At 45.4% G+C, this 24396-nt stretch carries 20 protein-coding genes and 2 pseudogenes; 8 read left to right on the top strand and 14 right to left on the bottom strand.

The features are described from left to right. Positions 1–179 precede the first annotated feature (179 nt). The 14 genes and pseudogenes from VK70_RS00985 to VK70_RS00920 form a co-directional block, all read right to left on the bottom strand. Positions 180–1475 carry an IS110 family RNA-guided transposase gene (locus VK70_RS00985; RefSeq protein WP_046722653.1) on the bottom strand — a complete coding sequence of 432 codons (1296 nt, stop codon included), beginning with the start codon at positions 1473–1475 and terminating at the stop codon, positions 180–182. 120 nt (positions 1476–1595) lie between these two features. Further along, positions 1596–2942, bottom strand: a complete 1347-nt coding sequence (locus VK70_RS00980; protein WP_046722651.1) for a phosphoribosyltransferase family protein — start codon at positions 2940–2942, stop codon at positions 1596–1598. Beyond that, entirely contained in the window at positions 2923–4134 is a 1212-nt protein-coding gene (locus tag VK70_RS00975) for an HpcH/HpaI aldolase/citrate lyase family protein (protein ID WP_025697704.1), read from the bottom strand. Before VK70_RS00975 ends, VK70_RS00980 begins: the two co-directional genes overlap by 20 nt. Before the next feature lie 127 nt (positions 4135–4261). Continuing rightward, positions 4262–5059 (bottom strand): TerC family protein, encoded by a 798-nt coding sequence (locus VK70_RS00970; protein WP_025697706.1) that lies wholly within the window; start codon positions 5057–5059, stop codon positions 4262–4264. 26 nt (positions 5060–5085) lie between these two features. Beyond that, positions 5086–6333: a TerD family protein gene (locus tag VK70_RS00965; protein ID WP_025697708.1), complete on the bottom strand. Its 1248-nt coding sequence runs from the start codon at positions 6331–6333 to the stop codon at positions 5086–5088. Between the two features lie 70 nt (positions 6334–6403). Beyond that, positions 6404–6985 carry a TerD family protein gene (locus VK70_RS00960; protein WP_025697710.1) on the bottom strand — a complete coding sequence of 194 codons (582 nt, stop codon included), beginning with the start codon at positions 6983–6985 and terminating at the stop codon, positions 6404–6406. A 14-nt stretch (positions 6986–6999) separates the two neighbouring features. Continuing rightward, positions 7000–7578, bottom strand: coding sequence for a TerD family protein (locus tag VK70_RS00955; RefSeq protein ID WP_025697712.1), 579 nt, complete (start codon positions 7576–7578; stop codon positions 7000–7002). Positions 7579–7644: 66 nt separating this feature from the next. After that, on the bottom strand, positions 7645–8223 hold the full coding sequence (locus VK70_RS00950) for a TerD family protein (protein WP_025697714.1): 579 nt from the start codon (positions 8221–8223) through the stop codon (positions 7645–7647). A gap of 25 nt (positions 8224–8248) precedes the next feature. Then, positions 8249–8848, bottom strand: a complete 600-nt coding sequence (locus tag VK70_RS00945) for a TerD family protein (RefSeq protein WP_025697715.1) — start codon at positions 8846–8848, stop codon at positions 8249–8251. A gap of 345 nt (positions 8849–9193) precedes the next feature. Next, complete coding sequence (locus VK70_RS00940; RefSeq protein WP_025697716.1) at positions 9194–9652, bottom strand: tellurite resistance TerB family protein; 459 nt, start codon at positions 9650–9652, stop codon at positions 9194–9196. 42 nt (positions 9653–9694) lie between these two features. Beyond that, positions 9695–10459 carry a VWA domain-containing protein gene (locus tag VK70_RS00935; RefSeq protein ID WP_025697718.1) on the bottom strand — a complete coding sequence of 255 codons (765 nt, stop codon included), beginning with the start codon at positions 10457–10459 and terminating at the stop codon, positions 9695–9697. Between the two features lie 427 nt (positions 10460–10886). Further along, positions 10887–11166, bottom strand: a pseudogene (locus tag VK70_RS28770) (IS4 family transposase); the annotation flags it as partial. A 717-nt stretch (positions 11167–11883) separates the two neighbouring features. Next, positions 11884–12854, bottom strand: a pseudogene (locus VK70_RS00925) (NAD(P)H-binding protein). 109 nt (positions 12855–12963) lie between these two features. Beyond that, positions 12964–13485: a TetR/AcrR family transcriptional regulator gene (locus VK70_RS00920; protein ID WP_025697722.1), complete on the bottom strand. Its 522-nt coding sequence runs from the start codon at positions 13483–13485 to the stop codon at positions 12964–12966. Positions 13486–13742: 257 nt separating this feature from the next. Here VK70_RS00920 and VK70_RS00915 point away from each other — a divergent pair, with 257 nt between their 5' ends. The 8 genes from VK70_RS00915 to VK70_RS00880 all read left to right on the top strand — a co-directional run bounded on the left by VK70_RS00915 (position 13743) and on the right by VK70_RS00880 (position 24376). Continuing rightward, positions 13743–17114: a hypothetical protein gene (locus tag VK70_RS00915; RefSeq protein ID WP_144415159.1), complete on the top strand. Its 3372-nt coding sequence runs from the start codon at positions 13743–13745 to the stop codon at positions 17112–17114. 218 nt (positions 17115–17332) lie between these two features. Continuing rightward, complete coding sequence (locus tag VK70_RS00910; RefSeq protein WP_025698562.1) at positions 17333–19180, top strand: glycoside hydrolase family 66 protein; 1848 nt, start codon at positions 17333–17335, stop codon at positions 19178–19180. A gap of 89 nt (positions 19181–19269) precedes the next feature. Continuing rightward, positions 19270–19725 (top strand): hypothetical protein, encoded by a 456-nt coding sequence (locus VK70_RS00905; protein ID WP_025698564.1) that lies wholly within the window; start codon positions 19270–19272, stop codon positions 19723–19725. A gap of 404 nt (positions 19726–20129) precedes the next feature. Beyond that, complete coding sequence (locus VK70_RS00900; protein WP_025698566.1) at positions 20130–21653, top strand: hypothetical protein; 1524 nt, start codon at positions 20130–20132, stop codon at positions 21651–21653. 21 nt (positions 21654–21674) lie between these two features. After that, entirely contained in the window at positions 21675–22775 is a 1101-nt protein-coding gene (locus VK70_RS00895; RefSeq protein ID WP_025698568.1) for a pentapeptide repeat-containing protein, read from the top strand. Positions 22776–22787: 12 nt separating this feature from the next. Beyond that, positions 22788–23312 (top strand): imm11 family protein, encoded by a 525-nt coding sequence (locus VK70_RS00890; RefSeq protein WP_025698570.1) that lies wholly within the window; start codon positions 22788–22790, stop codon positions 23310–23312. Positions 23313–23314: 2 nt separating this feature from the next. Continuing rightward, positions 23315–23944 carry a hypothetical protein gene (locus VK70_RS00885; RefSeq protein ID WP_025698572.1) on the top strand — a complete coding sequence of 210 codons (630 nt, stop codon included), beginning with the start codon at positions 23315–23317 and terminating at the stop codon, positions 23942–23944. A gap of 30 nt (positions 23945–23974) precedes the next feature. After that, the gene (locus VK70_RS00880) at positions 23975–24376 is read left to right on the top strand and encodes a DUF4280 domain-containing protein (RefSeq protein WP_025698574.1); all 402 of its coding nucleotides are present in this window, start codon (positions 23975–23977) and stop codon (positions 24374–24376) included. Positions 24377–24396: the final 20 nt, after the last annotated feature.

Genomic DNA, 24396 nt, shown 5'->3' with positions numbered 1-24396 from the left:
CTCCCATGTCACGCGGGGTCTTTGCCCTTACATTCCTTCGTTCTGCCTCTCAAAAGGTGGACGCCGTTTCTTGCTCCTTTACAGGGTCGTTGCCCTTATGGTGAAAAACCTACGGCTGCTCCGTGCTTCCATTGTCTTTGGTCCTTTCAGTCCGGTGAGAAACGTGATTTCGGTTTTTCTTAAGCTGCCATCTGGATCTGGGCCTGACGTACCGGCCCTAAAACGTCGTTTGCATCGTACGGAATTTGCTTGGTGCCCAGCGTATGCAGGACACGTATGAGTTTCCCACACAACGCCACAATGGATTGCTTTTTCTTCAGTGGATTCTGACTTCGTTTGGTAAAGTACTGGTGCAGCGCCTTAAACTCGGCGTTCTTTGCTACCATGGGCATCACTGCCCGAAATAGCAAGGCCCTTAGCCTTGCGCGTCCACGTTTGGTAATGCTGGATTTGCCTTTTTTCTTTCCTGAACTGTTCTCTTTGAGGTTCAGTCCGGCCAGCCGAATAATCTGCTGTCCATGCTCGTAACCGCTCAGATCCCCGACTTCCGCCAGGAACCCCGCCAAGGTAACCACAGCCACGCCCGGTACGGTGAGCATCTCTTTCGTTCCCGGGATTTGCGAGAGTAGACATTCCACCTCGGTCAGAATCTCTTCGAGTTGTCTGGCGAACATTTCGTACTGCTCCAGAAGCGTTTTGAGCTCGATTTTTGCTGCAGGAAGTCCTTCGGTCAGACCGATGGAACTTCTCGCCGTTTCCATGAGGTGCTGAGCTCGTTTGGCTCCTACGGCTCGTTTCAAGTCTTTCTTCCACCGCTGTACAATGGCCTCTGTGCCCATCTCTACGATTTCGCCTGGCGTCGGAAACTCACCAAGCGTAATGCGTGAAGCCTTGCCTTCCCAGTCTTTAAATACCTGCGTGTACTCCGGAAAGAAGCGGTCCAGCCAGTTCTGAACCCGGCGTTGCACCTGTCCGAAGTTCACCATGATCTTTTCCCGAAGATTCATGAGAATCCGCAGATCGGCATAAACGCTCGTCGGCAGTTTAGGCTCGCTGTACTTCCCGTTTCGCACCAAATCGGCAATGACCTTGGCATCTTTATAGTCATTTTTCGTGGGTGAATTGTCTTCCAGTTCTTTGCTTTGGTGTACGTGATGGGGATTTACAATGACCAAAGGAATACCCTGCCGCCCTAAATATTCCGCCAGCGTAAACCAGTAGTGTCCGGTGGGCTCAATGCCGAAGATGACGTCCGTCTTGGCATGCTCCCGCTGAAGCCCCTTCATCCACTGAACCAGTTGCTCTAGCCCGGTACGGGTATTGGAGAACACACAATCCTTCCCCAGTTCAATCCCGCGAAAATCGATAGCGCGGGACACATGGGTTTCTTTGGCGATATCTGCGCCGACCACAAGAGTACTTTCGGAAATTCGGGTGATTCGTTGATTCTGTTTCTTCGATTGTTTATACTTCATAGTGAGCGTCCTCCTTTTAATTCGGGCATGAATGTGATCGCATTCGAGACCCAGCATACAGGAGGCGCTTTTTTTGTTCAAACCTCAATTTAATTCATTACAGGAATGGCTCCTGTTTTGTTAATTGTTGAAATGTACATAGTGAATGATCGGTATTCCTGTTTTTTTAAGTGCTTCGGAATATGAAAATAACTTCTCCGGTCTGCTTTCTCGCTCCATCATAACGAAGACTTCGTCATAGGTACCATGAGGGATATTGTAGAAAAAGTAATTGATGCTCGGATCCTCGGGGTAGTCGAACGGGAAAACATTCCTTATGGCATAATCCTTGCCTGCGTAAGGGTGAATCGGGCTCCTTGTACTCGATTGGTAAGCTACACCCTGTCCCATTTCCGAGGCAATTCGCATCGGGATATACATAAACTCTCCTGTTCCAAGACACAGGGTTCTCTTCCCTCTTCGGTATGACTTCAATTCATTTGCACTCCGCGTAATCGATTCGTCCAAGTTCGGGATATCTAATGCATCTATACCAAATCTACCGGTATGTTTAAGATAGCTTTCGGTTTTCGTTTCACCGTATGTGTTGGTGGAAGAGAATGGTATATGCATAAAATATTTATCTAGTGAATAATGTAATACCTCAGCATTTGCATTAGGGGTGGATATGCCCTTGTTTGAAACTAGGGACTCAACCGGCCCACCACTAACGGTTATTTTACCTTGAAGTAAGGACAGACAATCGATTGTAATGCCAAGTTCATGCTTCACATCTTCAAATCGCTGTTTGTCTTCATCCGAACGCCAATCCAGTAGACTAGCAACAACATAACGAGCTCTGGGATGCTTATGATGCAGGTCCCGAATGATATTAATAGCCGTTTTCCCCGTAGTTATTTCATCATCAACCAATACTATCGACTCTTCACCTTGAAAGAATTGTTCGTATAAAGGGTAACATCGGTGCGAGGTTGCATGAGAGTGCTCTTCAACAAAATCGAGAGTTGGGTTAACTTCATTTATCATTTCGCGAGTGGTATGTATGTATTTCGCAGGCCCCGAGAATATATCAAACATGGAATGACCGAGAGCTGTAGCTGTTTCTGCAAACCCGATAAATATTGTGGGTTCACAGAGAGGTAGCGTATTGGATTTGATCATGTGAAATACGTGGTTAGCATTCGCGGGATCTACAATTGCTGTGATCACTTGTTCTATGGAGTAAGGCAAATGTCCTTTAAGATGTTTCTGATACAGTATACTTAGTACAGCTCCAGCTATTAACGATGTGTTTGGGTTTACAGGGATATGTTTGCCCAACACTTTGCTTACAAAAAGGAAGCTTCTCTTTTTATTGATTCTAGCCGCCATTTGAAAAATACTTTCTATTGGAAGGTTAAACGGGTTTCCAGTCACTTCGATATCAACATCCAAATCATTCAATACTTTATAGGCCAATTTGTTCATGTTCATTTCCCTCTATCATTAGTGTTGTAAAGTTCGTGTTTTCCTGAAGAACACCGTATATTTCAGCTCGCATTATGATCCGCTTTGCCCAGCTGAGATGCGGTTTGATTTCATTCATTTTATTGGAGTAGTTGCTTTTTAACACCCCATGGAGCCCGGTATTGTTTTCTAGAATGCTTGTTGCATCCATATATTCCTCATGAGAGACAATGTACATTGATTGAACCGGTAATATATGCGATGGATGGATGATAGTTTTCCCAATAATTCCATTCTCTTTATCCATGGCGGTCTCCCGAATGAGTCCATCCACATAGACGTTAATGAATTCCATGCGACGTCTTCGTCCCTGGCGACCTCCTGTCTCCTCAAAAAGAGTCTGTCTTAGTTGTGGTTTTAAAACGCGATCACCTTTGAAATACTCCCAAACCGGTCCTGAAATTATATAGTCGTCACAGGCCCGGCCAAAAACATTAATAATATCAGTAATACAATCCCGTATTACGCCAATATCATAAATGGTCATATCTGGACTACGGCGTAAACCAAACAAGCTTGAAAAATCAGTAGCGCCAATTCTTACATTTAGAACGTAGTCTTTATATCCATCCAGAATCTCCTTAATGTGCAGAAGTGTCTTGGACCGTGATTCTTTATAAATCACATCCGATGATTCAAGAATGGGCATTCCATATAGTTTTGGGGCACCTTCACCTTTAGATTGGTTATATCCATGAAGGATATTAAAGTACTCCAGTCCATTTTCAACAGAAAATTTTGGAAGTGTAAAACCTGTTATGATCTCAATATTTCCCTCAAGTTTAGTAATGACTCTCTTAAGCTGTTCCGGTGTTCGAACCCGAATAAATATGAGAGGAAGATTTTGTTTCTTGAAGACACCCATTGTAATGCGGGAAGAGATATGAAAGAGTTGTCTACATAGCGACTCTTCAGCAAGTTCCACTTGATGGTCACCAACTGCATCTTCAAGATCGATAACAATCGATACGAGCCCCTTTATTTTAGCGGCTAGGACTTCTTCTGAAAAGCTCTCCCTTGTTGCAGGCATATATAAAGCAGCGCCTACAGCATAAGCCAAAACTTCTCTATCAGATGTATTAGAGAAGGAAACAGGCAGCAAATGAAACATCCGATCTTCTTCTTCCTTACTTAGATAGCTAAAGTACCTCATCCTCTTAACCTCCCATAACTAATGTGCAGTTAATTATTACATATGTCTATTGGCGTCTGCCTTATTTAAACGGGTTAAAAAAATACCCCTCCTTTCAGGGAGGGATATCTGTTGTACTGCTTTTCCGTTAAGCGGATTCAGTAGCGGATTCCGACTTCTTCCGAAGGGAACTCATAATTATTGTGCCTACAAATACAGCTATTAGAAGAGCAAAGAATAAGATATGGGACATTTCATAGCCGGCTACAGCTGCAAGCATCTTTCCGCCAATAATAATGATGAGAATAAAGGCGGATTTTTCAAGCTCCGGAAATTTTTCAATGAGTTTTAAGAATACTTGTGCAACACCCCGCATCATCAAGACTCCCAGTATGCCACCAAGGAACAATACCCATACTTCACTACTCACGCCAAAAGCGGCAATTACACTGTCGACACTGAATGCAATATCCATTAATTCTACAGTGAGAACTGTACGCCAGAAACCGTAGGTTTTATTTTGTATTTCTTCCTCTTCTTCATCACCTTTCTTTCCGATATAAGGGATTAAAGGTATATTAGCAATACGTGCCCATTTAACTTCCAGTTCAAACAGATTACTAAGCGCAATCCATAAGAGGTATATGCCGCCAACAATCTTAACCCAAGTAATTTTAACGAGGAAAGTTCCAATACTGATAGCGAGAAATCTAAAGACATAGGCCCCAAGGATACCGTAAAATAATGCTTTCTTTTGCTGATCTTTTGGCAGATGTTTTACGAGCACGGCAAGCACCAGGGCATTATCTGCAGATAAGAGTCCCTCGAGAAGGACTAGAGAGAGAATTATCCCCCAGTTCATCGGATCTCCTAAGATTTTCATGGTGTGCGCCCAGCTAAAGAAGCTTGAAAAGTTTTCTATAAAGCTTCCTAAAAACTCAGTCATAAGTTTCCCTCCAACTAATTTATGTATTACTTACTTCCATGAGTCCAGCGCAGACCCCAATGGTACTTTTTATCGAGGTCTAAATGATCAGCAACATAGTTTACCAGCTTCTCTACACTAAAGGTTTTATTATCAACGTTTGTAATCATCGCGATTGCACACATTCCTTTTCGGTTGTTATGATCATCCAACCGAACTTCAATGTCAGGACCAGAGGACTGCTTAATCGTAACAACTCCATCAGCCTCGGACCAATTGGTAACCCCATGGTATATGTAAGCAAATACTAATACTCTCTTTATTTCAGTGATATGATGGCCATTAATCCGGAGATTTTCGCCTGTGGTTACTGAACCGGTTCGATCATCTCCATCGAGAGAGATATAAGGCTCTCGATGGGTAGAACCAAATGCATTCCCCAGAGCTTGTATGACACCCTTATATCCATCAGACAGTTCAAATAGGCAGCCGAGATCCAGATCAATTCCAGCGCTGCTGCTGAAGAATCCCTTCTTTTTCTTTTGATTCCAATTTAAATTGACTAAAATCTCTCCAATTGGGCCCGTACCTTTTTGAAGATTAATAACATCTCCGCGCTTTTTCAGCTCAATTTTTTTTAGATTAATTGGTGATGCACCAGGAGTTGGTGGTGCCGGCGGAGCTGGAGTTGGCTTTATTTCTAAAGTTGGTGCTGCTTCTTGCTGATCGTTAACTTCAATTCCATAGCTTCCGCAAAGGGCAGCTAGTCCACCTGAATAGCCAGCTGCAATCGCATTGAATTTCCATTCACCGTTATATCTGTACAATTCTCCTACTACAATGGCCGTTTCTACAGAAAAAGATTTCCCGATATTAAATCGAACGATTTCTTCCCCTTTTACCGGGTCAACTATCCGTATGTATGTATTGTCAAGAAGTGAGAAGTTTTGTCTTCTTTTTTCGCCCTCGTAGATGGTTAGTGCAAAGGAAACTCTTTCGTAAGCTCCGGGGATTTTTTGAAAGTGAATGGATAATTGTGCTTTGTCAGTAACGCCACCGTACGCTTTTTTTTCAATATCAAGTACAGACACGGATTGGTTAGGACCAATCGGATTACCATAAAAAATCAGATCATTATCATTTGTAACTTTGTCGTTTTTTCCAAGCATAAAGCAAGAAAAATCCACTTCGACAGAAGAATTGCTAATCCAACCCATCCCGACAATCACGTTGGCAGCCGTAGGATTACTCTTAGTAACATCTGCTTTCTGGCCTTTAAGTAACGAACTAGTCATTTTCATCAACCTTTCAAAAGAGGGTCCAATGAATCGGGTGCTGATTCCTTATAATCAGCACCCGATAAATTTATTTGGCATCAAGTCCGTAATTCTGACAAAGTGCAGCAAGACCGCCTTGGAAACCGGAACCGATCGCTTGGAACTTCCACTCTCCTTGATTTCGGTACAACTCGCATACAACGATAGCTGTTTCCAATGAGAATTCTTCACCAAGGTCATAACGTAGAATTTCGTGATTTGTTGCCTCATCTACAACCCTTACGAATGCATTAGACACATGCCCGAAGTTTTGATTTTTCCTAACGGCATCATCGATTGTAACCGTGATACCGATTCGTTCGACTTCTTGTGGAAGAAGCGAGAAGTCGATAACGATTTGTTCGTCATCGCCTTCCCCTTGGCCGGTCCGGTTATCTCCAGTGTGCTTTACAGACCCGTTTGCTGTTTGAAGGTTGTTATAGAAGATAAAGTCATCAATTCCCCGAGCCTTCCCTTCGTTGTTTAGAAGAAAAGCGGATGCATCCAGATCGTAATCCCCGCCTGTGTTGTATTTGTTAATATCCCATCCCAGTCCGATAATAGCTTTCTTAAGACCCGGATTGGTTTTCGTCAAATCAATACGTTGTCCTTTAGATAAGCTAATTGTCATATCCATTTCCCCCTTTATACATTTACACCATAGTCTTGGCAAAGCCCCGCCAGTCCATTTTGAAAGCCGCTACCAACAGCTGCAAATTTCCATTCACCGTTATGACGGTACAATTCTCCTACTACGATCGCTGTTCCTACGGAGAAATCCTCCCCTAAATCATAGCGGATAAGTTCTTCACCATTGGTTTCGTTTACTAAACGAACAAATGAGTTAGCCACTTGCCCGAAGTTTTGATTACGGCTTTGTGCTTCGTGAATGGTAATGCTAAATGCGATTTTCTGTACTTCTTGAGGAACGGAAGCCAAGTCGATTTTGACCGTTTCATCATCGCCAGCTCCCTCGCCAGTACGGTTGTCACCGGAAAGCTCAATGGAACTATTCGTGTTTTTCGGATTGTTAAAGAAGATAAAATCAGAATCAGAACTTACTCGCCCATCGGCATTCAGACAAAACACGCTTGCGTCGAGGTCGAATTCGCTACCCCCGTCATATTTGTTAGTATCCCAGCCAAGTCCAACAAAAACTTTGGTAAGACCCGGATTTGTTTTGGTTAGATCAACCTTTTGACCTTTAGAGAGATTTACAGTCATTTAATATTTCCCCTTTCATTATCAAATAGAATGTGAGCCGCGGTATAGACGACGATTCAATGCAGATTAGGCATCAAGGCCAAAGTCTCTCACAAGACCGGCAAGGCCGTCCTGATATCCACTACCTATAGCTGCGAATTTCCATTCGCCATTGTTCCGGTACAGTTCCCCAACAACAATCGCAGTTTCAACGGAGAAATCTTCTCCGAGGTCGTAGCGAATCAATTCTTCACCAGAGTCTTCGGCTACAACTCGCACAAATGCATTAGACACTTGTCCGAAATTCTGGCCACGGTTTACAGCATCATCTATTGTAATGCAGAAAGAAATCTTCTCTACTTCGGCGGGGACAGAGTCCAGATTTACTTTCAACTGCTCGTCATCCCCCTCCCCTTCACCTGTTCGGTTATCACCCGTATGTACTACAGAGCCACTTGCGTTTTGAGGATTATTATAGAAAATGAAATCATTCTCTGAGGAGGCTTTACCAGCAGCATTCAAGCAAAAGGCACTGGCATCTAGATCAAAGTCTTTTCCACCGTCGTACTTGTTAGTATCCCAGCCAAGTCCGACAATAACTTTCGTAAGGCCCGGATTTGTTTTGGTTAGATCGATTTTTTGCCCTTTTTGAAGATTGATTGCCATGATTTAATATCTCCTCTGCAATTTTTTATTGGTATTGCTGCGCAAGAACATTAATATGGGCAGCATGGGTACCTTCTCCTACAGCATTAAATTTCCACTCGCCATTATGTCGATAAATTTCTCCGACAATTAGAGCTGTCCTGCCAGCATAATTATCGGTGAGGTTAAAACGAATAAGTTCGTCATTATTGGATGAATTAACCACACGAATATAAGCTGACTTAATCATTCCGAAGTCTTGCTTTCGAACCTCACATTGGTAGATGTTCACAACAACGAGGACTTTTTCCACATCGGCCGGCACTTTTTTTAGATCAATAAAAATTTGCTCGTCGTCGCCGTCTCCATCACCTGTTAAATTGTCTCCAGAATGTTTAACCGATCCGCAGGGACTTATTAGGTTGTGAAAACAAACGACATTATTTTGCTTTGCCAGCTTTCCATTACCGCTGAGCAGGATGGCTGATGCATCACAGTCTATATTGGGCTTGGATTTTTTTGCCCCGAATAATCCGCGGGCTTCCACTTCCGCAGGGTTCCAACCAAGACCAACCGTAAGAAGCGAAAGACCGGTGTTCCCTTTAGTAAGGTCAACTTTTTGTCCTTTTACGAGCGAAATTGTCACTTGAAATATACCTCCTTAAAATGTTGTCATTCTGTTAATTGATATAGGTGTTTTTTCCTATATCGGCAATTTTTCAACCCCCTATTTTCTTACATCCTTTGATACGGGGATAACCGAGATGCGGTTTCAACAATCTACCAAAAAAACATTTAAGTTCATCGCCTACATATATTTATCTCGGAATTTCCGTATAAAAAATGTAGTTGATGTCAAAAAATACCCATAACATGCCAAAAAAAGACAGTTATAGGTATTTTCATTGTGAACCATTCGATTATCTTAAGTATTGGTTATGATTGCTAAAATGTCAATGAAGTATGTTTTTCAGACTTGTGTCTAAAAAGCTTATAGGCCAAATTCACCTGCCGAAAGTCCTAGAGTATTACAAATGTCACGGACGGTACTTTTCTCGTTATTATCGAAGTCTCCGTCTGCAGAACCAACAGCACAACACACACCAACAATCACCCGGCCGATTTCTGGCTTTGATTTAAACTTCGCGATTACTCGAAGAGCTTCTTGTTTGCCTATCATTACATCAAATTCCATATTACCGGAGAAGTGATTGAACCGTTCAATTACCTCACTCATGTTAAACACTTTAAGTTCATCGCTGCGACCCAGATATCCTGCCATTTTTTGTTTCTCCGAGTTATCAATTGTTCCATCTGCTACAGAAACCATCGCGCAGCCAGCAACGATTGCATCAAGTAATTCTTTGTTTTTGAATTTTTTCACGCCATCCATTAAATTTCCTTTTGTACGGCTTAACCATCCTTGAAAAGAGTTTAATCCATTACTCATGTGAGACTGCCTCCATAAAAATATTTGGGGTAATATGTATCTTTATTTAATTAATGATTTACTTCTCGCCTCTGAAAGCCAGGATGGAAACTCATTCAGCAAAGAATCATAAAGTTCTTCATCGGAAATTTTGCGAAGATCATTAACTTGGAAGAAATTCGCATTATCGATAAACCTTCCTTTAAGATCGTCCAGTCTTTTTAGGAAGGTGAATTGTTGCCTACCTACTCCAACGAACTGCCAGAAAATCCCCAGTTTGGATGACTGTCTGATAATCCCTTCTGTTTCGGTCTGGTCAAAGTTGTTGCCGTCTGTAATGAAAATTACGTATACGGGTTCTTCATTACGATATTTATTCTCATCTACAGTTATTTCTTTTTTTCCTAGACCAAGAAACCCCTTCTTTTGAACAGATAAAGCGTCTGGGAAATAGTAATCCACGATGCGATTCATAACACCTGCATAATTAGTTGAGCTTTCAAGTGAGAAGCGGGAAAGGATCTCGCGATCCACGAACTGATAAAAGTTATCTTTTTGAATTTCTCCCACCGTATGATATTTAGCACCAAACAGGAACACATCAGCAGCCTGGTTGTCATCAAAATTCATAGCAAGGCTCAGTATACGCTCACAGACTTCTTGTACAATCCCACCTCTATACATACCTGACATGGACCCTGAGATATCAAGTGCTAGGCTTACTCTAGCTTTTTGGCCATTCAAACCTTTTTTGGCAAGACTGATCGTTGCTTTTTTTGATAGATTGATTAAATTTTCTTCAGCCCTTTTTTTAAGATCGATACTCAAAATATCCCCCCTTAAGATTTATCAAATTCCAGCGTTAACATTATTCTTTTCGACACCAACTGGCAAATTTTCGGAGTGTCCTTTTTTATTTTACATGAAATGATTCTAGAACTATGTGATTTTAGTGTCTATTTAGTTACTGCATACAATTTGTTTAAATTTTCGTCCGCAATGAATAAGTCATGATCACGTAGATACATAGCGAGTTCCTGCTCGGTAACTATCTTCTTACCCTATGAATTTTGTTATGGGGTATGGCTTTACCATCCGTTATAAGATTGTTACATGATGTTCTCCCAGAATAGTTGCCTTTATTTGCTTATTTACGAATAGAGAAATCTGCCTTTCCAAAGACGCGCTTCAACCGTATTAACACGATCTACAATCTTTCTTCGATCACCTTATTGAAAAAACTCGAACTTGGAACTCAACTTTCGTAGCCTGAAATCGGCAGATAAGCCTTGATGTAGCTGAGCAAACCGGCGATCCACTGCTGGAGTTGACTGCTGGAGTTGACTTTTAATCAGAGCTGAAGTTTTTTTGCCGGTCTTGACGGCGATTTCATGGAGTAGCTTGATCAACTGCCTCAAGGCAACCGTCCAGTCCAAGGTGGCGATCTCATCACAGAGAAAATAAAACAACCCTCCGAGTGTTCGCTGGTCCGTACTTTGCCGGTGCTGCCACGCAAGCAAACGGTATATATAAAAATCATCCACATCGCCCGGTGTTAACGATAATCCGGAGCTTGATTATAATATTGTAAATATGCTGAAGTAGCCTCAAGAACGGTATTATCCAAATCAGCTCCAATATGCATCGTTTAACATCTCTTAACTAAAATCACCAGATTTTCCACTAGCCAATTATACCATCCCTATCCTCAATAGGCAGGACGAGCTCGGTTTTGGTGGCCACTTTAATACGCTCCAAGCAGACGAATAGTCAGGCTTAAACACATAGATATAGAGGGGCGGCAAGTCCCTCTTTGCTATAACTAAATGTGATATTGAATCTAATCGTGATGGAAAAACCTGCAGCGCTACATCTTTTTCCCCGTAAAAGCTTGGCCTCCCCTACATTCGTGCAAAAGTGCAGGCACTTCGGCTCCAATCATCGATCTTAGCGGTTCCAGCTTCAAATTCCTGCACTTTCGCCGGGACTCCATCTTGCTTGCCGCTATTCGCCTGAAAAACCTGCGTTATGGCAGGAAAATCCTGGCCGCGCTGCGTTTGAGCGAGCTGTTGCGCCTGTCTACGGTGCTGCTGTAGGTCCGGCAGCCGTACAGGCAGTGCCTACGCCGGTTACCGTATAGACTCCGCCAAACATAGCGTTTGCTGCTCCAACCGGGACATTCCCGTAATCCAAGAGGATAAACGCTCCATAAATTGCCTCCCGCACCATAGTTAGTGATTAATCAATCACTATCATCCAATAAAAGAGCCATTTTTTCTCTGCAACGCGCGAACCGTAACGGTAATTCCCTCTTCAAAGGCTGTCGCCCGTACCGGTCCGATCAAACGCTCGTATTTATCCCCGCTCAAGACAAGCGGCTCTTCGGTTAGATAGAGCATCTCTACTACCTCCTTCATAACCGGCACGGCCATGCCGAGCAAAGATAGCCCAACTCTTCCAAGCGGAATAACTGGCTTAGCGCTTCCGCTTGCCTTACGGGCGATTCGTACAATCTCCCTGCCCGAGATCAAGCCTGCGCCCGGAATATGCCAGTTCTCGCCATAAACATCATCTCTGGCAGCGAGCTCCGCAATCATGAACGCCGCGTCCGGCAAGTAGACGAACTCCCTAGGGACACGCATATTGCCAATGAAAAAAGCCATCTTACCGGCTGCGATTGCTTCGAGCGTAGTGCCTAAATAAGAAGCCTCGTTCGCTGTAGGGCCGAAATAATCCGGCAAGCGGACGATCATAACCTTAGCCCGGCTCCATCGGTCGCCAAACAGCATTTTCTCGTAGGCGAGCCTAATCTTGCCCTTTCTAGTATGCGGCTGCTTCGGGTGCTCCTCGGTCGCCCGCGCCATCTGTCTTCTTCCATAAGGATAAATGCCGTCGATCACGACCACCTTCAAGCTCAGACGTTCTGCGGCCTCCATCACGGATTCGCCTAGAGGAATCAGCTTGCTTACCATCTCGTGATACGGCACGTTGGCGCAATGGAACAGGACGTCCGTACCTTCTGAAGCGGTCACGATGTCATGCGGACGACAAGCGTCACCTACTGCAATTGTTAAATTCTGCGGATTACCGAGTCTAGCCCTAAGCTGTTCCAGCTTCTCGCGAGATCGCCCGAAGGCACTGTCCGTATCCCCCGCTTGACCAGTTCCTCCGTAACCGAAGCCCCATTACCGCCAGTTGCTCCTACGACAATCGCTTTTTCCAATGGAATCACCTCATCGTAATATCGTGATTGATCAATCACTAACTTAATAACAATGTATCAAGTAGTGATTGATTAGTCAATCACCACTTTTAAAAAGCTCTTCCACTCCTCATATTTCCATCAACTCGGGCATAGCCAGCGCTGCCGAAATGTTACATAGCATTCCCCGGGCCAGGAATAGCATCGTCCGTTCCTCCGCATTTGGAATGCCGGCTGAGCGGAAGGCATCCAGAACCATTTGGCGGACTTCCCCGAATCCATTTCGCATCGCTTCCCGGATCGATTCTTCCTGGATCGTCTGCGCCTGCATCTGAAGCAGCACTTCATTCCGATAGGATTCCAAAATAACCACGTAGGCCTGGATTAGCTCGGTCTCCAGGTGTTCTGGCGACGTGGACTCCACAACTTTGCGGAAAGAATCGATCACTCGCGTCCAGGATACCTCCAGCGCCGTCAGCAGCAAAGCTTCTTTAGTCGAGAAAAAACGAAAGATATAGGGCTGCGATATTTGGGCTCGTTCCGCGACTTGTGCCGTCGTTGCCCGAAAGTACCCAGTCTCCGCGAATACCTCAATCGCCGCCGAAATGATGTCCGATTTGCGATTAACCGATTTCGTCTCGGATTTTGTCATTGAATTGCGCCCCCTCAATTAGGTTAGTGATTCATCAATTAGTCAATTCATTATATACGAATATGAACGTCCAAGCAATTCGGCAGCATTCTCTATTACAAGTGATGTCCTCTTTACTATATCCGTCTATCAAATCGAGTTAGTGAAATAATTATCATACATGATGATTCACGCACAAACCCTAATTTACAGAATGAATAATATTTAGAGAAGGAAAAGATTAAGGATAGCATTGCTTCATAAATAACTTTATGAGGATGAGAAAGATGCAGACAAAAAAATCTATAGACCGGGCGGCTCTCGTGCCAGATCCGAATACTGGATATTTGATTCCGGATTATTTCGGTACCGCCAACTGGGCCTACAGCCCGCCGCTGAGAAAATTCGTTGATGCAATGCCAGGGCTTGGACCTAACAGCACAAACGCTTTAGGCCAGTATATCCCGATTGCTGCCCCTGATACGACGACTTATCCGGGTTCTGACTACTATGAAATCGCCGTAGCCCAGTTTACAGAACAGATGCACTCCGATCTGCCGCCCACCACGCTCCGAGGCTATGTGCAATTGTCTACAACAGCCGTTCCCGGTGCGCAAATTGCTTTAACCCATAATGGGGCGCCGATTGTAAAAGGTGATGGTACTCAGGCTTATGGAGTAGATGCCCCTCATTATATGGGGCCTGCTATTATCGCCACCCGTGACGTACCGGTACGCATCAAATTCTATAATCTGCTTCCTACCGGCGCTGGCGGCAATCTCTTCATTCCGGTAGATACTACCGTTATGGGGGCGGGGATGGGACCTCAAGGAATGAATGCCGTGCCGATGGATTACACACAAAATCGCGCCAACATCCATCTCCATGGCAGTAATACGGTCTGGATTAGCGACGGAACGCCCCATCAGTGGATTACCCCGGCGGGAGAAGACACTCCCTACCCCCAGGGCGTCAGTGTAGTAAATGTCCCTGATATGGAGAATGCAGACGACCCCCGCGATGGTATACAGACCCTGTACTACACCAATGCACAAAGTGCACGGCTCATGTTCTATCATGATCACTCCTATGGCATCACTCGCCTTAATGTCTATGCCGGAGAAGCCGCAGCTTATCTATTGACAGATCAGGTGGAACAGGATCTTATCAACGGAACCAACACAACCGGGGTGAATCCGGGCTTGCAAAAGATTCTTCCCGACCTTGGGATTCCCCTCGTTATCCAAGACAAAACCTTCGTTGATGCCAAAACCATCCTTAACACGGATCCCACTTGGGCATGGGGAACAACGCCAGGTACACCCAATACCGGCGACCTGTGGTATCCTCATGTCTACAGCCCGGCCCAGAATCCTTGGGACCCCAGCGGGGCAAACGCATTTGGCCGATGGATGTATGGTCCGTGGTTTTGGCCGCCCACAACGAATATAGAGCATGGGCCGGTTCCGAACCCCTACTACGATCCCGTAAATGCACCCGAGCTTCCGCCAATGATGCCTGGGACGCCGAACCCTTCCATGCCGGGTGAAGCGTTTATGGATACTCCACTTGTCAATGGTACCGCCTACCCCTACCTGGAAGTGGAGCCCAAGGCTTATCGTTTCCGCATTCTGAATGCTGCCGATGACCGTTTCTTTAATTTGCAATTGTATGTAGCTGATCCCGCCGGCTATATCTCGCCTGACACGGGATATGCTACAGAAGTCAAGATGGTACCCGCTAGTGGAACTCCGGGCATTCCTGCAGACTGGCCAAGCGGCGTGCCCGATCCTGCCTTAAAAGGACCGGATTGGATTCAGATCGGCACCGAGAGCGGTTTCCTGCCGGCACCTGTGGTGATTCCCAGCCAGCCGATCACATGGAATCTGAATGCGACAAACTTCAACTTCGGAAATGTCGATCAGCACTCGCTCCTGCTGGGAACCGCTGAACGGGCAGATGTCATCGTTGACTTTTCCCAATATGCCGGAAAGACCCTCATTCTTTACAACGATGCTCCTGCAGCTTTCCCCGCTGCCGATCCGCGCTATGACTATTACACCGGCAACCCGGACCTAACTGCCGAAGGCGGCGCGCCTTCCACGCAGCCTGGCTACGGCCCTAATATCCGCACGATCATACAGATCAGAGTGGCGGCAGCCGCTCCCGCACCTGCGTATGACATTACTGCGCTGGAAGCAGCTTTTTCTAAAACAGATACAAAAAGAGGCGTCTTTGAAGCAACTCATGATCCGATCATTATCCCGCAGGCTGCTTATAACTCCGCCTATAACGTTAATAATTTACCTGCTAACGCTTCCAGCGCCTACGTGCAACTTTTTGAGTTTTCCAAAACCTTTAGTCCGATAGATGCGAGCGGAGCTCTTCAGCCGCCTGTTACCCTGCAGATCGAACCGAAGGCTTTACAAGATGAAATGGGTGAAGTCTACGACACGAGGTATGGACGGATGAGCGGCATGCTTGGACTCGAATTCCCTATCACGAGTTCTAACTTCAGTCAATTTGTGGTTTACGGCTATGCCAGCCCCCCCGTTGAAATTATCAAAGGCACAGCAAATCTTAATGCGACTCCGATTGGCTCACTGGATGATGGAACTCAGATCTGGAAAATCACTCACAACGGCGTGGATACCCATACCATTCATACCCACTTGTTTTCTGCGCAGCTCATTAACCGTGTTGCCTGGGACGGAGCTATGCTGCCGCCTGATCCTAATGAACTGGGCTGGAAGGAAACCTTTAGAGTAAACCCGCTCGAGCATACAATTATTGCTCTCCGACCTAGAACTCCTTCCCCTGCACAGGTGCCATTCGAGGTACCCAACAGTGTTCGTCTGATCGACCCGACAATGCCCGAGGGCGCTATATTGACACCGCCGCCACCTGCAGGATGGACCGATCCTTTGGGAAATCCAATCAACCAAATTACCAACCACTATGTGAACTTCGGTTGGGAATACGTGTATCACTGCCATCTTTTAGCTCATGAAGAGATGGATATGATGCATGCTATGGCGTTTGCCGTTCCGCCGAAAGCGCCTTCCAGTCTCGCTGCCAATCTTACCGGTTCCTTTGTCAACAAGCGTGCAGTTTTAACCTGGACGGACAATTCCGCGAACGATACTGGCTTCACTGTCCAGCGGGCAGCCAGCAGTTCTGGCCCATGGACTACCATAGCAACGCTGCCAGCTAATTCAACTTCATACACCGATCCAATCGGCATCACTATCAACATTTATTACTACCGGGTGTTTGCCTCCAACACTGTCGGCGATACCGCTACTCCCGGCTTCCCGGCGGTGACAGTCGACTCCGACTTTTCCAATGTCGTGAAGGTTGATCCCCATCAGGTTCAGCCGCCGGCGGCTCCAACTCATTTGACGGCAAGACGGCTAGCCGGACCGCGAGTTCGTCTGACCTGGAGGGACAATTCCAATAATGAGACTGGTTTTGTGATCGAACGCTCTGATAATGGCGGAGTCTTCTTCCCAGTTGGACTGAGATTCTCGGGTAACGTCAGCTTCACGGATAGAACTGTCATGCGCGGCAATCGCTACACCTATCGGGTAGCGGCTGTAAATGAGGCTGGGCTGTCAGCTTACTCGAATACGGTTACCTTGAAGCTGTAACCATTCTCCATTATAAGATCGCAAATCGTTAGCAAATGGCTGGAAACTGGAGGGGGCTTATGCTCCCTCCTTTTCAAGCGGTGAACCAATAATGCCGGTCGGCTCTACGCCTAGATTTTACTCAAAAAAGAAAAGGGCTAAGCCGATAAACATATATGGTCAAACAAAAACTTACTCAGAAGGGAAATATTATTCAAATATCGACAGGAGGAAGTATTATGGGACATCGATTACATAATCATACAAGGGGATTATTTGCTGTTATCTTTGCAATAATACTGGCGTTTTCCGGCCAGTTCTCGGTTCGCGCCGCGAGTATCGGTAAACTAATTACCGACGTAAACACAGACAAGGCGAGATACACCCCCGGCTCCACCGTAATTATTTATGCAAATTTGCAAAATAACACAAACACAACTATCTCCAACGGGACCCTGACCGTTTATTTTAAACATTTGGGCGATGAAGTGGCGCCACCGCAGTCCCAACAATTCAATCTCGACGCTGGGGCTGCAAGCAGCATCGCGTTTACTTGGGATCCCCCGGCAACCGACTATCAAGGTTACTCTGTGGAAATTTGGGCAATAGACGCCTCAGGCCATATTCTTGACAATATGAACACAGCAGTTGATGTATCCTCTACTTGGCAAAAGTTTCCACGGTATGGGTATATTTCAACTTTTGATTCGCAATCTTCCGACACTTCGTACAATATTGCCTGGCAATTGAAAAATTACCATATTAACGCGATCCAATTTTACGATTGGCAGTGGAAGCAGCACGTTCCCCTAGCAGGATCGGCTGACAACCCTTCCTCCTCTTGGAGCGATATTGGGAACCGTACAATTTACCGCCAAACGGTGTCGGATTATATAAATGCCGCACACTCGTTCAACGCCGCTGCGATAAATTATAATCTTATGCACGGTGCATTTAGCGGCTATGAGGAAGACGGCAGCGGCGTGAACTACCAATGGGGTCTCTTTAACGATAATCCTCCCTCCAGCCAATATAGCAATCCTTTACCTAGCGGCTGGGCTTCGTCAGCTCTTTATATTTTCAATCCGGCCAATACAGAATGGCAGAACTATATATTCAATCGCGAAAAAGAGGTGTTCTCCGCCTTTCCTTTCGATGGCTGGCATATCGATTCTCTCGGCGGCGGCAGAATGTACGACTTCCATGGAAATCCGGTCGACATGGACCAGACGTTCCAGGGTTTTATCAACAACGCAAAGGCGTCGCTCGGGAAATCGATTGTATTTAACAGTGTGGGGAATTACGGGCAAAAGGAAGCCGGCGCAAGCAACGCAGATATACTATATTCCGAGATGTGGGAGGGCAGCGGACAAACAACTTACAATGATTTGAAAAATTCAATTGATTCCGGAACTTTGGCAAGCGGAGGAAATAAAGCAACCGTTCTTGCAGCGTATATGGATCGTAATTATCAAGAAAATTTTAGAGAATTCAATCAGGGTTATTTTAACGCGCCGGGCGTCCTTCTGACAGATGCCACCATCTTCGCAAGCGGAGGAGCACATATCGAGCTGGGGGACGGTACGAATATGCTGTCTCTCGAATACTTTCCGAATAAACATCTCATCATGAGCGATGAATTAAAAAAAGAATTGCGAAATTATTACGATTTCATGGTCTCTTATCAAAATCTGTTGCGTGGAGGACTCTCAAATACCCATAACATCGTGTATCTGCACGACATAGCAACCAGCACAAATGCAACCCCAAACACCGTTTGGACATTTACGAAATCCGGCAACGGGTATGATGTCATTCATCTAATCAATCTGCTTGGCGTTCCGTCAAACCATTGGCGCGATGCGGATGCTACGTATCCGGTCCCAGCTTTGCAATCAAATGTTACCGTCAAATATTACTACGGTTCCGGCACGGTAAACTCGGTAAGTTGGGCTTCTCCTGATTACGATAACGGAAAAACTTATACGTCTTCCTTCACAACCGGATCGGACGATCGAGGCAATTACGTGACCTTTACGGTTCAGTCGCTGCAGTATTGGGATATGATTTATATCAATAAATCTTAGGTGCCGTTTTTATGCTCTGCTAGTGTCGCACCTCATAATTTCAATCAATCTGTAGAAAAAAACATGCTTTTACGGAGGATACTCATTCTATGAAAATGCCATTATCTATCAAAGTGATCCAAGGTCTAATGATTTTGCAAATATTCGCGCTTGGGATTCCTTATTTTGTGGTTTCGCAGGTGGATCCGATGCGCTCCTCGGGTTATTGGGCGAACAAAATCGTTTACAGTATGATCGATAATATGCCTCAAGATATGTCAGAACAAAGCTATGTATTAGGACGCATTCAGGGAGGGCTGATGTTTCCATTGATCTTAACTTCATTAATTTTCACCTTCATAAAAATGAAGAGATATAAGTCCTCTATTGTCTGTATCATCTTAGTAATTTTAGCCTCATTGGGCCAAGGAACTCTCATAGTGGCGATTCCTTATCTTGTAATCCTAATGGTTATGACGATAAACAAACGATCCAAGTTATATTTTAAAAGGGTAAATGCGGATCCATCTGAGACGATTTTGAACAAACATAACTCGAATATTTAAGCCCCAGGCTATGCCTGGGAGAACTGTACAGGAAGTACCGTGAGGCATGATGGAAAAAAGTCCTGCTTTGCTATACTGAGAATTGGTTTCGCCAGCCAAATTTTCAAGCAAAGGAGGACGGTACTCATAGGTGGCAGCAGTCTAACCCACACCCGGTGGGATTGCAGTTATCATATCATATTCATGCGAATCATACAGACTCTTCTGCGTATTTGTTAGCCTCCCTCCTCCCTTGTCGATTCCGCAAATTATACCCAACCCCCAATAATTACCATTGAAAAACCCTCAACTAATGGGTCATTTTGTAAACTGAATCCCTGTTTTAGCCGATATATGCATATACTGGATTTTCAAAGCAGCATACAGATGAACCTTAAAATCATCATAAAAGGAGACAGATCCCTATGAAAGATACCATAACTTACGGTCATATCGAAATTATGCCCTATGAATTTACTCATCTTCATGAGCTTAAAATTGTGAAAACCGTAAACGACCACGCCCGCATGTTCTGTACCGGAATTATTTCCGAAGAAAGACGCGAGAGCTATATTCGTGCTTCGGATGAAGAGACTCAGGTTAAAGCCTTTGTCACGGACAATTCCGGCAACCGCCATCCTCTCTTTCGGGGCATTGCCTTGGATGTGGAGGAGAACGTGGTTCACGGCGTTCATTACCTGACCTTTGAAGCGATATCCCATACATACGAACTCGACATCAAGCGGCATAAGCGGTCTTTTCAAAATCCCAAGCTTACCTATAACGGCCTGATTGAGAGCATTTTGTCCGCCTACCCCAAAGCGGAAGCGCTGGATGTCGTGACCCACAATACACCTCTAGGTACGTTTATTATGCAATACGACGAAACCGACTGGCAATTTCTAAAACGGATGGCTTCCCACTTCTATTCTCCGCTCATTCCTGCAGTGGGCTATGGAGTGCCCAAGTTTTATGTTGGCCTGCCCATGGGTCTGAGCAAGGGAGAAATCAATTCGGCCCAATATAAGGTGTCCAAACGGATCGCGGATTTCCAAACCGCCTCGGACAATCATATTCCCGGCGTGCGGGATGAGGATTTTATCCAGTATGAGGTGAAGACGGAAACCTTGCTGGAACCTGGCTATGAAGTTACCTTTAAGGGTCATCACCTGCTGGTGGCCGAAGTGTTGACGGAAATGAAGGACAGTGTATTGACGCATACGTGCAAGCTGTCCCCGCGAAGCGGATTGCGCCCCATTAAAGAGTATAACCGCTCGATCATCGGCGCTTCCATTCAAGGCAAGGTACTCAGCGTTCACCGGGACAAAATCCGCGCCAAGCTGGACATGGACGATCAGCAGGACCCGAACACCGACTATTGGTTCCCCTACTCTACTATCTATGCGTCTGCAGATAACACGGGCTGGTACTGCATGCCAGAGGAAAATGACAGTATCCGCATCTATTTCCCCAGCTATAAGGAGGAAGAAGGCTACGCCATCAGCTCAGTCAAAAGGGAAGCGCAGCATTCATCAGGAAAATCAGCTGCGACTTCTGGACATGCGACAGCAACCTCAACGCATTCGACTGCATCTGCTTCGTCTGACGGATCAAACTCTTCTTCATCTCTGCCGGCAGCAGCTCCTGCTCCAGATCGAATGGCTGATCCCGCCATTAAGACACTGCGGACCAAATATGGCAAGGAAATCATGCTCGCTCCCGATAAAATCGTGATTTCCGCTAGTGATATGTCCATTACGATCAGCGACCAAAGTGGAATTGATATTGTAAGTGGAAAAAATATCAATATCAGCGCCACCTCCCAGCTCTCGATGTCATCAGGCACTCTTCAGCTGTCTGCCGGGAAAATCGAGCTTTCCGGCAATGGCAACAGCATTACGCTGGATAAAACGACAACCTTCTCCGGGACTGAAATCAAAATGAACTAATTGGAGGAGGGAATCAGCCATATGGATAAACAACAAGCGCTTCAACATTTTTACGAACATCATTACCTGCCCTTGCTGGAAATACAAATGGAGACATTGGAGGCAGAGTTACACCATGGCAAGGCTCAATTTATTTCGAATTTTACGGCATCCTTTCAAAAGCTATGCTCTCATATTCTGAGAATGCAGCAGCAAGGTGATAAAGAACCCATTGCCTATATCCACTATTCTTTTTTGCGGACTCAGATCCTGGAACACTCCTACTTGTACATGGTTGAGGCTTATTCTGGCAAATGGTATGAAGATCAAGCCGAATGTCGGTTATCCTATGATGCCTCCTGGGTTTTTACCCATTTTACTGCCATGCTGGAAGCACTTGAACAAGATCGGAAGAAATACATGGGTGTACTCCATGCGGCCGATATCGAACGACTGATGTTGAAAGCCACGCCCTTTTTCCACCAATTCGTGAGTTCCATCATTCACTTAGCGATTACAGAAGCCGTCCAGCTCCCCGAGTACAAGGCCATTCATAAGGCGAAACGTTTGTTCATTCGTACTGGCGAATATAAGGATATCAGCGAATGTGTATATGTTGAGGATCAAGAAAACCCTAATACGGACGAAGTAAGAAAACTACTGATGCAGACGAATGAAGAGCCATATATCTATGAAAATTTAAGAAATCTTTCTCTTCCTCATCTGCACGTCGTTGAAAAAGACCTGAGATATAACGATTTCAGCCAAAGTGATTTGCGAGGAAGCCAATTTCTTTCCTGCGTATTAATGGGAAGCCAGTGGCAAGAAGCTCATATCGAAGGGGGCAGCTTTCGCGGCTCCCTGCTCAGCGATGCCGATTTTAGGTACAGTCATTTGCAAGGAGCCGATTTTAGAGGAACCAGCGGACAAGCTTATCGGGAAAAAGGTCACCGTGTACCCGGCCTGTGTGGTATACGCTTTGACTTTGCCAATCTGGACGAGGCGGATTTCACGGATGCGTATTCCTTCGAACATGCCTATTTTGAGGGAGCCTCAATGTACGGAACCAAAGTCCCGCGAAAATACCAACAGCTATGGAAGCTCAGTGATGAACAGCTTAAGTCCATCGTGTGGACAGAGTAAGGAGGAATGTGCATGCGCCATTATTATGTGCTGCTCGATGACAGCCGTATTTCCCGTAACATCGAACCTCTGAATATCGGCCTTTTAAATACACCATTTGTCCGCATGGTCCCGGCTCAGGTTTTAGATGTTCATGCGAAGGCAGAGACCGAGTATACGGATTGGCTGCCTTTTTCAGCCTCACAACCGCTGCTTTCCGATCCCATGAAACGGATTTTAGAACTATATAATACGCAAGCGCGTTTTAAACAGATGTATATCGTTGACAGAGAATACAAGCGTCAGGAGTTATATTGGATTCCGCATGTCCCTGATCTAGACGTGATTTCGGAGCATACCGAGTATTATCCGCACAACCAAACCTTGAAACACCTTGTGCTGGATAGCCAAAAGGTCAGAGGACACCACTTTTTCCGGCTATCCAACGTAAGGGAACCTTATTTCATCGTTAGCCTGGATGCTGCCGAAAGCTTGCTTCGCCGAGGGTTGAGCGGTTTCCGGCTGCAAAAGGTAGAACTTTCTCACGAGGAGGCTTGAGCTTGACGGAGTATTGGGATGAATTTTTTTTGAAGCTGCATAATCAACAAGCCTTGAAAGAGCAGTTAGATGTGAGCGAGAGCGATGAGAACTGGATGATGATACCCATTGAAGAAGCGATAGAGAAAATTCCTACAGGCTGTTTGATACTGCCAGATGGAAAGGAAATACAGTTCCAAGCCCTTCAGCTCTACGATAATCAACTCACGATACCTCTGCCGAGTTCTTGGATTCCAGAGGCTCGGGCTGAGCAGACGAAAGATCAACCGGGAAGCTACGTCGTTCAGGACAAGCCTCACGGAATCCTGTTTGGTCTTCACCAAAGCGAGCACGAACTGGAGCCTTCGCAGGTGGAAATCTATCAACAACAGCTGATAGAGCAAATGAGTCGTACACAACCGAGTATGAAGCTGGTGGATGAAAAAAACCTTCCTATTCAGGACGCTATCATCGGCTGTTATGAATCTATTTTTCTAGTCTCCCCCTCTCCCTATTACCAGATTGCCTTCGTGCGTTCCTGGAATGGCAAGGCTGTAATCGGGAGCTGTCAATTTAAGCTGGAGGACGCCCCCTTATGGTATCCACTGACCTATGCCATGCTGCATACGTCAAAATGGCTGGAGTCTCCCTAATTTTACACTCATATCCAAGGAGGAAATTACATGCTGCTGCCCATACTGCTGCGCGCGTTGGCGCTTGGTGTACTTGGCGAAGAATATTCCTATGTGGTGAGAGGAGCCACTTTACAATGCAGTCAAGGTACTGACCCGGGGGTGCTGAATGCCATGTACAGCCACGGAATTTACATCAAGGATAAACCGGTCCTAAACGTCGCTGACGCCATACCCGGAGCGCATATCAGTAAGGAATACGCCTTTGGTGTATGTAAGCTGCAGATTCTTCCCTGTAAACCTGAAATTGCTTTTGGGAGCAAATGGACTAACGGCAAAGAAAATGTGCTGATCGAGGGGGAACACGCCTTGCTCAGCAAGTCCACATTAATATGTTCGTGTCCAGGCGGCGGCGGCATCATCTCGATTCTGGATGACGGACAAAATAGTTAGTTTACGAAGCGAGGAGTCCA

Origin of the sequence: Paenibacillus durus ATCC 35681 (genome assembly GCF_000993825.1) — a bacterium.
GTDB lineage: Bacteria > Bacillota > Bacilli > Paenibacillales > Paenibacillaceae > Paenibacillus_AQ > Paenibacillus_AQ durus_B.
Note: the sequence above shows the minus strand (reverse complement) of the source record. Positions and strands in the feature narration are given on the sequence as shown.